Genomic DNA, 10,536 nt, shown 5'->3' on the forward strand with positions numbered 1-10,536 from the left:
GTTCAGGTAAAACCACATTGATGAATATTCTGACCTGCCTGGATACCGTAACTGAAGGGCAGGTATTGCTCGATGGGATTGATGCTGCTGGCTTGGATGAAGAAGGGCGCAGGAAATTCCGGGCAGATAAGATTGGGTTGGTGTTCCAGCAATTCCACCTTATTCCTTATCTGACTGCGCTGGAGAACATTATGTTGGCGCAGCATTATCACAGTGTAGTGGATGAAGAGGCGGCTCGACAAGTGTTAGAGCAGGTCGGGATGACGCCACGGATGGGCCATTTACCTAGCCAGCTTTCTGGCGGTGAGCAGCAGCGGGTGTGCATCGCGCGGGCGCTGGTCAATCAGCCACCCATTATTTTTGCTGATGAACCTACGGGTAACCTTGACGAAGAGAATGAGCAGAGAGTCTTGGATTTGTTAAACCATATTCATCGCCAAGGTAGGACCATTGTGATGGTGACCCACAACCCGGATTTAGGCTGTGTTGCTGACCGGATAATTCGGCTCCAGCACGGTAAATATCTTCGTGAGGAGAGCAATCATCATGTGGCGTAATCCAGTCAAAATAGTCGGTTTATGTGCCTTACTGTTAGTGCTCAGTGCGTGTAAGCAAGAAGAAGTTGCAGTGGGAGAGGTTGCGCCCCCATTGGCGGCCTATGATCTGCAAGGCAAACCCGTGGCACTCGAACAGTGGAAAGGCAAACAGGTTTACCTCAATTTCTGGTCAGCAAGTTGTGGTGGTTGCCTGGCAGAAATGGCAGCTTTAGATAAACTAAGCCAGCAATATCAGCAGGATATTGTAGTCGTGGCGATCAATACTGATCCGGAACAAGTGGATATTGCCCCCGTGCTGGCGCAGCGTAACATCAGTTACCCCGTCATTCGTGACCAATTGGGTATCACGCAGGAGCGCTATCAAGTTATTGGCACGCCAACCTCTTTTATGATTGACCGTAACGGTAAGGTAACGGAGTTGCATCAAGGGGCGCGGGATGAGAAGGCGCTGGCCACAATGTTCCAGCAATGGGCGGCGGGGGCATAATGAAAGTCTTGCTACTGGCTGCATGCATCATTGTGTTTAGCACCACGACTCTGGCCGCCACTGACGGTGAGCATATCTATCAACAAACTTGTTCAAGTTGTCATGGGCGTTTGGCCTCCCGAAAAGGGTTGGATAAAGCACCGCCGCTGATATCGTTATCTCGCAATGAAATCGTTGAGGGGCTAACCGCGCGGCGTGACGGCAAGATTGTCGGCAGAGGTAATAAGGCAAAGGCACATTTGACTGATGATGATATTCAAAAATTGGCGGACCATATTGAGAGCCTAAAAGCGGCTAAGTCTAAAGTCCCATAAAGTTATTTTGCGCGATATTCTACTGGTTTTATGAGTTAGAGAGGCTGTGAGCTTGCTTGCCAGGGCGGCTTCATTTAATAACATTTATGCTGTACTATATGTTGCATATTAAATGCATCTTTAAATTATCTGAGGAATATCAGCATGGAAAATACATCAGCCTTACTTTGCTACAAACAGTTACCTGTCTGGAATAGCGCTGGCGTACCCGCGATGTTTCGTGAAAAGCACAATACCAAAGCCGGAGCATGGGCCAAATTGACGATTCTGAGTGGAGAAATGGATTTTTTGATCCTTGATGAAGCGGGTAATACGCTGGAAAGACACTCTTTCTCTTGTGAGAATCAGCCTCCTTTTATCGAACCACAAGTTTGGCATCGTATTGCCGCATGCTCAGATGATCTGCAATGCCAACTCAGTTTTTATTGTACGCCAGAAGATTTTTATCATAAAAAATACAATTTAACACCGACTCATTCTGAAGTGATTGAGGCTGTGAAAATCATTAAACCCGGGAAAGTACTCGACTTAGGCTGCGGTTCCGGACGTAACTCGTTGTATCTGAATTTATTGGGTTTTGATGTGACTGCCGTAGATAAGAATGACGACAGTATTAGCCATCTGCAACAGATCATTGAACAGGAAAAACGGCTAAATATTACCGCTAATACCTATAACATCAATGAAGCCAGCCTGGATAATCGCTACGATTTTATTCTCTCGACAGTCGTATTAATGTTCCTACAGACAGAAAGAATCCCGTATATTATCAATAACATGCAAGAGTGCACCTTGCCTGGTGGTTACAACCTGATTATCTCCGCGATGTCGACTGATGACTTCCCTTGTACGGTGCCTTTTTCCTTCACATTAAAATCGGGTGAATTACGCCATTACTATAAAGATTGGGACATCATTAAATACAACGAAGATGTTGGGCAATTGCATAAAACCGATGCACAAGGTAACCGGATAAAATTGCGTTTTGCGACCTTGCTGGCGAAAAAACCATAATGACACTGACGGCTTCGTAAGATTCAACGCTCCGCTGGGTAATTTATTATTTAGCGGGGCGGCAAATCGGGTTCATCACGTAATCGACCGACAATATAATCAATGAAAACACGAAGTTTGGCGGGCAAATAGCGTGTTGGAGGGTAGAGCAACCATAAGCCGCCGCTGTATGAGCTGATAAAGCGCCACTCCGGTAAGACCTGCACTACCTGTCCCTGTTGCACGGCGGTTCTGGCGGTAAAATAGGGCAAACTACCAATCCCGATATGTTGCAATACTGCATCTAACCTGACACCTGTGTGATTGGCGGCGTAGCGGCCCTTGACTGCGACCGTGATGGCTTTGGTTCCTTGACGAAATTTCCAACGTGCATCCCCCGGTGTTTCGCCGAGATAAATACAACTGTGTTGAGCTAAATCATGGGGATGCACCGGCGTACCATGGGCCGCAAGATATTCAGGGGTTGCGCACAGTAGATGTTCGATATCCATCAATTGCCGCCCGACCATCCCGGGTGGTGGTTGGTCAGTAATTCGAATGGCCAAATCCACATTTTCATCAATCAAATCGACATAGCGGTCATCCAATATCAGCTGCACATCTATTTTGCTATAGCGCTGTAAAAATTCAGGCATATGGGGATGGACCACAAATCGACCCACCGCTTTTGGCACACTGACACGAATAAGCCCTTCCGGTTCCTGACTATATTGGCCACTGATCTCCATCACCGAGTTGGCGGCATTGAGCATGGCGTTACAGCGTTTAAAAACTTCTTCGCCGCTTTCACTTAAACGCAATTTACGTGTCGTTCGTTGCAATAAACGGGTTGCCAGTGCTTTTTCAAGCCGACTGACGCTGCGGCTAATCGCTGAAGGTGAAACCCCCAATTGGCGGGCGACGGCTGAAAAACTGCCCGCCTCGGCGACTTTAACAAAAATAGCCATTTCACTCAGCAAAGCCAGTGGGAAATTTGTGCTCACAGCGCAACAGTCCTTTGAGTATGTAACGGATTATCACGTCAGACTGACATCAATATAATCATAATGGAAATGATAAAAGGATAATGATGATGACAAACCGTCTATTTTTTGAGACAGATGCGCTGGCAATGGATGTTGATGTGCTGAGTTGTACACCGGATGGCGAGGAGTTTGCCGTGATATTGCTGGCGACTATTTTCCACCCACAAGGTGGGGGGCAACCTTCTGATACAGGGTATATAGGTGATAATCAGGTGTTACGGATTGTTCAGCAGCAGGGGCAATTAATTCATTATCTGGCAAAATTCATTGCGCCAGGAACCTATCATGCTCGTGTGGACAATGAGCGCCGTCTGTTAAATACACGTATGCATTCAGCGGGGCATCTTATTGGTAATATTGGTGAGAGTTATGGTTTTTTACCCGTAAAAGCGCATCACTGGCCAGGGGAAGGGCGAGTGTCATTTAAACAGACAAAAAGCCCACAACCGATTGATATTAATATTATTCAGGCGGATTTGGATCAATTTATCCAGCAAGATTTACCGCGAAATATTTCAGTACAAGGTGATTTCCGCGAAGTTGGTTTTGGTGATTTATCGGCCTATGCCTGTGGTGGTACCCATGTCGGTTCATTGCACGAACTGGGTAAGGTTACTGTGCAGTCAATTTCGGAGAAGAAAGGTGTTATGTCAGTCAATTATCGGGTTGATTAACCTGTGAAGATAAAAATCATGAGCAATTTCTAACATAGCCTGCACGGATGATTATTTTAGCATTTAATGCTGTTGAGAATTATTAATCAACTTCATTGATAATCATTATCACTGAGTGTAATAATATCATCCATATGAGTTCCGTGGAGTATGGATTGTGGCGAATGCAGCTGAAGTGATTTACCCTTCAACAACTGCGATTTCTGATGAAATCGCCAGTTTGTTCGCCCGCACATTCGTGCACTTCTCAGAATCGTTTTATGTTGATGCGGTTGATATACCCAAAGATAGTGTATCGCTTGAGCAGTGGGCGGCTGAAAATAGTCTGCCAGCATTGATGCAAAACTATGAGAATCACTATTACAGCGAGATTGGGCTTAACCCAAATCATAAAGCGCTGCATTCATTATGGGGGCAATGGTATTTCGGTTTGGTTATCCCACCGATGATCTTGATGTTACTGGCATTACCTGCAACGATTGATACCCGCCCGGAGAGAGTTCGCATTAAATTTCACGCAACTGGGCGGCCTGAAACTATCTACTACCAACACGACTGGTTAGATAAATCACCGTCATCTTTACTGCAACGGCTCTATTTATTACTCGATCACCATATTATTCCTGTTATGAAGAGAATAGAACGTCAGCCAAAAGCCAATACCCGGCTGATATGGAATAACATAGGTTATTTGATATTTTGGTATCTGCGCGAATTCGCAAATAAGTTAGGCCCAATTGAGGGCTATGACGGCATTATTGAAAATCTTTTTTTCACCTTAAACTTGCCTGATGGGCGAGAAAATCCGCTCTATCGTACTGTAATTCCGCGTAATGGGGGGATGGAGCGCCGTACTTGCTGTCAGCGTAATAAACTTCCTGGTGTCGGCAGTTGCCTTGATTGCCCGTTAGAATCTCGCCCATAACCGGTATATCATTCAGCTTACAGATAAAGTAGGCCTTGAAGGATGTTTCGGTGAATAAAGAAAAAATTGCTCATTTAAATACGGTCAGTCGTAAAGCTCGTAGGGTCATGGAGCGAGAAGGGCTTGATGCTTTGGTTGTCACCGTCTGCGATAATTTCTATTACCTGACCGGTTTTGCCAGTTTCTTTATGTATACCTTCCGCCATACTGGTGCAGCTGTCGCGATTATGTTCCGTGATGAAAGCATTCCATCTCAAATCATCATGAATGAGTTTGAAGCTGCCAGTACACACTTTGATATGCCCAATATGGAGCTGAAAACCTTTCCGGTGTGGGTGGATGTTGATGACCCGCGCAACCCACTGAATCATCTGAAAAAACGTGAGCGCCCTATTGGCCCGCCGGTCGAGGCTGTTTTTGGTTTAGTGAAAGTCGCCCTGGAGAAAGCAGGCGTGTTGGATAAGACCATTGCGATTGAATTACAGGCTATGTCTAACGGCGGTAAAAGTGTATTAGATAAAGTGGCCCCTGGGCTGAAGTTGGTTGATTCAACAGCCCTCTTCAATGAAATTCGAATGATCAAAAGCCCGTGGGAGATTCAATACCTGCGCAAAAGTGCTGAAATTACTGAGTTTGGTATCGCCAGCGCGGCTAAGCATATCCGGGTAGGTTGCACCGCCGCCGAATTGACTGCTGCATTTAAAGCGGCTGTCATGACTTTCCCAGAAACCAATTTCTCTCGCTTTAATCTTATTTCAGTTGGCGATAATTTCTCACCTAAAATGTTCCCTGATGAAATGCCAGCAAAGCTTGGTGACTTAATTAAGTTCGACTGTGGCGTTGATGTTGCGGGTTATGGTGCTGATCTTGCCAGAACATTTGTCTTGGGAGAGCCAGATGCACTCACACAGCAGATATATGACACTATCAGAATCGGCCATGAGCATATGCTCTCGATGATTGCTCCGGGCGTTAAGTTAAAAGACGTGTTTGATAGCACTATGGATGTCATTAAAAAGTCCGGTTTACCGCATTATAACCGTGGCCATCTTGGTCATGGGGACGGTGTGTTTTTGGGGCTGGAAGAAGCACCTTTTGTTAGCACATTGGCAACGGAAACATTCCGACCTGGTATGGTGCTCAGTCTGGAAACACCGTATTACGGTATCGGAATTGGCTCGATTATGCTGGAAGATATGATTCTCATTACCAATGACGGCTACGAATTTTTAAGTAAATTGAATCGCGATTTACGCCGGTTTAAATAACGCGTGCACAATTTCTCATTTTTCTGAATTAAACATATCGCTAAATAGACTCTCGTGTTTTTAAAAGAGTCTATTTGAAGATTTCAATGTGATGTCTTTAAATACTATGAAAGCAATAAAATACCCATATAAAATATAGGGTTGTGATGTGATGGCAATTTAAACTGTGGATAATGCTATTGGGTTAACTCAAACCGTTAATAAATCATTCTACTTTTTATTATAACGAGAGTGATAATTTCGCTCACTTGTTATTGCAGGATTTTACTTGGGTATTAGGATAAAGAATCTTTAAATAGCCCAAATGGTAAGTAGCAAATTCCTCCATACAGACCTAAAACCGTGCCATGCAATCTTTTTTGCAGAACACTGTATGGCAGCATTCACTTAATAAAAATATTTAGTCTTTAAATTTTGTCTTTTTGTAGCATATTTGACTAAGAATAATCTTAAATCAATCTGGATTAACGCCCATACTACTTTTTTTCCTCTATTAATCGCTGGAATAACAATATTCTATAATAATTACGCAATAGTATTTTCTTTCAACTATCCTATGTAACATGCTGTAATACATTCTAAGGACGTCATTTAATCATAATTCCATAATGAAAAATGGATGTTCGTGAAGTGGCTTTTCTTGAAAATCAAACAAGTTGCTGGCTTAAGGGTTATATAATGTATAACGCATTTACGACACTGCTGCGCCCGTTGCACCGGCACAGAATTACTTTATTAGCGCTATTAATTTCCGGCCTTTCAGTTAATCCAGCTTTGGCAGAGACACAGTATGATTCATTAATCATCAAAGCCAGAGCAGGGGATACCGCGCCGGTCCTTGATTATTTACAAAAAGAATCTAAAGCCGGGCCGCTTAATAGTGGTCAGGTTGATGACTGGCTGCAAATAGCCGGTTGGGCTGGGCGCGATCAGGAGGTCATTGATGTTTACGAAAGATATCATTCCTCGGTGAATCTCTCCTCGCGTGGACTGGCCTCTGCCGCGCGAGCATATCGCAATGAAAAACGTTGGGATCAAGCTCTGGCTCTCTGGCAAAGCAGTTTGAAGAAAGACCCCACTAACCCTGATCTCATTACCGGTATGATCATGACTCAGGCCGATTCCGGCCGTGGTGGTGCGGCGTTACAACAGGCAAAAGAGTTGGCCGAGCGTAACCCTTCCGCGCAAAATTATATGACTCTGTCTTATCTCAATCGTGCCACTAATCGCAATTATGATGCGTTGCAGGCTTCCAGTGAAGCGGTGCGGTTGGCACCTGAATCTGAGGAGGTATTAAAAAACCACCTCGAGATTTTACAACGAAATCGTATTGCTGATCCGGCATTGCAGCTGGCCAGAGAAAATCCGAAATTAGTGACGGCTGAGCAGTATCGACAACTTGAAAGAGATGCGGCGGCTGAGCAAGTTCGTATGGCGGTACTGCCAACTCGTAGTGAAACTGAGCGTTTTTATATTGCTGATCAGGCCTTAGCCGATTATCAGGATTTGTTAGCGCGCTGGAGTAAAGACCCTGACGCACAGTCAGATTATCAGCGGGCGCGTATCGACAGACTCGGCGCGTTATTGGTGCGTCGTAACACCACAGAGCTGATTAAAGAATATGAAAGTATGGAAGCTGAGGGCTATAAAATGCCTGACTATGCCCGCCGTTGGGCCGCTTCTGCTTATATTGATCGCCGGATGCCAGAAAAAGCCGCGCCGATCCTCACCAGCCTCTATTATGCCGACGGAAAAACATTCCGTAACAGTGATGATTTGCTTGATGCTGATGATCTCTATTACGCGTTGAATGAAAGTGAGCAATTGGATAAGGCTCATCAATTCGCCAAGAACTACAGCGAGCAAACACCTTATCAGGTGGGAGTTTATGGCCTGCCGGGTAAAGAGCCAAATGACGATTGGATGGAAGGTCAGACCTTGCTGGTGCAATCTTTGGTCGCACTGAATGACTTGCCCGCCGCCCAGAAAAAACTGGAGACGCTATCCAGCACCGCACCCGCTAACCAGAACTTACGCATTGCTTTGGCGGGTGTTTATCTGGCCAGAGATTTACCGCGCAAGGCTGAGCAAGAGCTGAAAGCGGTAGAGTCGTTGGCACCACGCAGCCTTATACTGGAACGTGCGCAAGCCGAAACAGCGATGGATTTGCAGGAATGGCGTCAGATGGAATTATTAACTGATGATGTCATTGCGCGATCCCCGGAAGATGTCCCTTCGCAAGAGTTAGACCGGCAGCGCAAAGTTCATAATATGTATGAATTGCGTATTTCCAGTAACCGCACGCTCTCTTCCAATAGCCCAGTAAGTGGCAATAAGGACTATGGCGTCGAGACTCTATTGTATAGCCCACCGATAGCTGACAATTGGCGTGTTTTTGGTGGCGGCGACTACAACAATGCGCAATTTGAAGAAGGTAAGGGCATCAACCGTATTATGCGCCTTGGCGGAGAGTGGACTTCACGTGATGTCTGGGCTGAGGCTGAAGTGAATAACCAAAATTACGGTTTTGGTAATAAAACCGGTTTCCGTTTAGCAAGTTGGTATGACTTTAATGACCATTGGCGTGTGGGTGGTCAGGTCGAAAGGTTGGCGAAAGATACCCCGCTGCGGGCGATGAAAAATAATATCACTGCCAACAGTGCCTCTGCCTTTGTGTTGTGGAAAGCTGATGATCGGCGTGATTTAGAATTCAACGTGACGCCATCAGATTACTCTGACGGTAACAAACGTTGGGAATACGAGCTTAATGGGCGTCAGCGCATCTGGACAGGGCCTTATCTGACGGCTGATTTCAATTTAGGCTTAGCCGCCAGCACTAACACCAAAGAAGACGTGATTTATTACAACCCGAAAAGGGATTTCACCTACCTTCCTGCGGTTACCCTGAATCATATTATGTATCGCCATTATAAAACTATCTGGAGCCAGCAAGTGCAACTGGGTGTAGGCGGCTACTGGGAGAAAAACTACGGTAATGGCCTGGTCACTACGGCAAGTTATGGGCAGCGAGTTCAATGGAATGATGTCGTCGATACAGGTTTAGCAGTCACCTACGACAAGCGCCCCTATGATGGTGTCCGTGAACATGACCTCTCACTCGCTTTCGATTTGAATTACCGTTTCTAAGGGAAGTCGCTATGGCGAAGATACTATTTTTTATGCGGATACTTGTAGTTGGAATGATAACGTTGCTGGCTTCCGTCTGTTATGCAGAGAAACCGGTATTTGTTCCACCTGCCGAGCGAGCATTGCCGCTCAGTGAAAGGCCGTGGCAGAAGAATACGTTTGTGGTCATTGCTTATCATGATGTGGAAGATGAGTCAGCTGACCAACGTTATTTGTCGGTAAGAAGCAGTGCATTAAGCGAACAACTGGCCTGGTTGAAGGACAATCGCTATAACGTGGTTTCCGTCGATCAGATATTGGCGGCACGTAATGGTGGTACTCCCTTACCTAATAAGGCTATTTTACTGACATTCGATGATGGCTATAGCAGTTTCTATAACCGCGTTTATCCATTGTTAGAAGCCAATAATTTAAGCGCAGTATTGGCTCCTGTTGGGACGTGGATCGATACGCCACCCAATAAAAAAGTGGATTTTGGTGGTCTAAGCACTGACAGAGATCGTTTCCTCACTTGGAAACAGATCACTGAAATGTCTAAGTCAAAGCTGATTGAAATCGGCGCACATACTTATGCTTCACACTATGGGGTGATTGCCAACCCACAAGGGAACACTGAACCGGCAGCAGCCAACCTGATTTATGACCCTAAGACCAAAAAGTATGAGACTGAAGCTGCGTTTAAGCAGCGAATGGAAAAAGACATTTCCTTGATAACTGAGCGCATTACTAAAGCGACCGGTAAGCAACCGCGGGTTTGGGTGTGGCCATACGGCGCGCCAAACGGCACTGTGCTTAAAATATTGCGCCAACATGGCTACCAAATGGCGATGACATTGGAACCGGGTATTGGCAACGTCAATGATCTGATGAACATCCCGCGTATTCTGATCAGCAATAATCCGTCATTGAAAGACTTCGCCCAGCTTGTCACGTCGGTGCAGGAAAAAGACATTATGCGGGTGGCACATGTCGATTTGGATTATCTCTACGATCCAGATCCGGCACAGGAAAAGGAAAATCTGGATAAATTAGTCCAGCGGATTTCCGATTTACGTGTCACTACCGTGTTTTTACAAGCATTTTCTGACCCGAAAGGGGATGGCAATATTCGCCAGGTTTACTTCC

10 protein-coding genes are annotated in these 10,536 nt (G+C 45.5%); 9 read left to right on the forward strand and 1 reads right to left on the reverse strand.

All coding sequences use genetic code 11. The features are described from left to right. From ACNSO8_RS04560 to tehB, 4 genes are all read left to right on the forward strand, one after another. On the forward strand, window positions 1–557 hold a 557-nt coding region (locus ACNSO8_RS04560; RefSeq protein WP_418393954.1), incomplete at its 5' end, for an ABC transporter ATP-binding protein. After that, complete coding sequence (locus ACNSO8_RS04565) at window positions 547–1,044, forward strand: TlpA family protein disulfide reductase (protein WP_418393955.1); 498 nt, start codon at window positions 547–549, stop codon at window positions 1,042–1,044. The genes ACNSO8_RS04560 and ACNSO8_RS04565, both read left to right, overlap by 11 nt. Further along, entirely contained in the window at window positions 1,044–1,358 is a 315-nt protein-coding gene (locus ACNSO8_RS04570; RefSeq protein ID WP_418393956.1) for a c-type cytochrome, read from the forward strand. The genes ACNSO8_RS04565 and ACNSO8_RS04570 overlap by 1 nt, the downstream gene beginning before the upstream one ends. 144 nt (window positions 1,359–1,502) lie before the next feature. Continuing rightward, the gene (gene tehB, locus ACNSO8_RS04575) at window positions 1,503–2,372 is read left to right on the forward strand and encodes an SAM-dependent methyltransferase TehB (RefSeq protein WP_418393957.1); all 870 of its coding nucleotides are present in this window, start codon (window positions 1,503–1,505) and stop codon (window positions 2,370–2,372) included. Window positions 2,373–2,422: 50 nt separating this feature from the next. On the opposite strand, the gene ACNSO8_RS04580 is transcribed toward tehB, so the two are convergent. Then, window positions 2,423–3,355, reverse strand: coding sequence for a LysR substrate-binding domain-containing protein (locus ACNSO8_RS04580; protein WP_418393958.1), 933 nt, complete (start codon window positions 3,353–3,355; stop codon window positions 2,423–2,425). An 89-nt stretch (window positions 3,356–3,444) separates the two neighbouring features. On the opposite strand from ACNSO8_RS04580, the gene ACNSO8_RS04585 reads away from it, so the two are divergent. From ACNSO8_RS04585 to pgaB, 5 genes are all read left to right on the forward strand, one after another. Further along, window positions 3,445–4,071 carry an alanyl-tRNA editing protein gene (locus tag ACNSO8_RS04585; protein ID WP_418393959.1) on the forward strand — a complete coding sequence of 209 codons (627 nt, stop codon included), beginning with the start codon at window positions 3,445–3,447 and terminating at the stop codon, window positions 4,069–4,071. A 157-nt stretch (window positions 4,072–4,228) separates the two neighbouring features. Then, a complete protein-coding gene (gene fhuF, locus ACNSO8_RS04590) occupies window positions 4,229–4,996 on the forward strand; it encodes a siderophore-iron reductase FhuF (RefSeq protein WP_418393960.1) in 768 nt (255 codons plus the stop codon). Between the two features lie 50 nt (window positions 4,997–5,046). Beyond that, on the forward strand, window positions 5,047–6,264 hold the full coding sequence (locus ACNSO8_RS04595; protein ID WP_418393961.1) for a M24 family metallopeptidase: 1,218 nt from the start codon (window positions 5,047–5,049) through the stop codon (window positions 6,262–6,264). A gap of 678 nt (window positions 6,265–6,942) precedes the next feature. Next, window positions 6,943–9,411 (forward strand): poly-beta-1,6 N-acetyl-D-glucosamine export porin PgaA, encoded by a 2,469-nt coding sequence (gene pgaA / locus ACNSO8_RS04600; RefSeq protein WP_418393962.1) that lies wholly within the window; start codon window positions 6,943–6,945, stop codon window positions 9,409–9,411. 11 nt (window positions 9,412–9,422) lie between these two features. Next, on the forward strand, window positions 9,423–10,536 hold a 1,114-nt coding region (gene pgaB, locus ACNSO8_RS04605; protein ID WP_418393963.1), incomplete at its 3' end, for a poly-beta-1,6-N-acetyl-D-glucosamine N-deacetylase PgaB.

It is taken from the genome of Yersinia sp. LJYL362 (assembly GCF_048323875.1).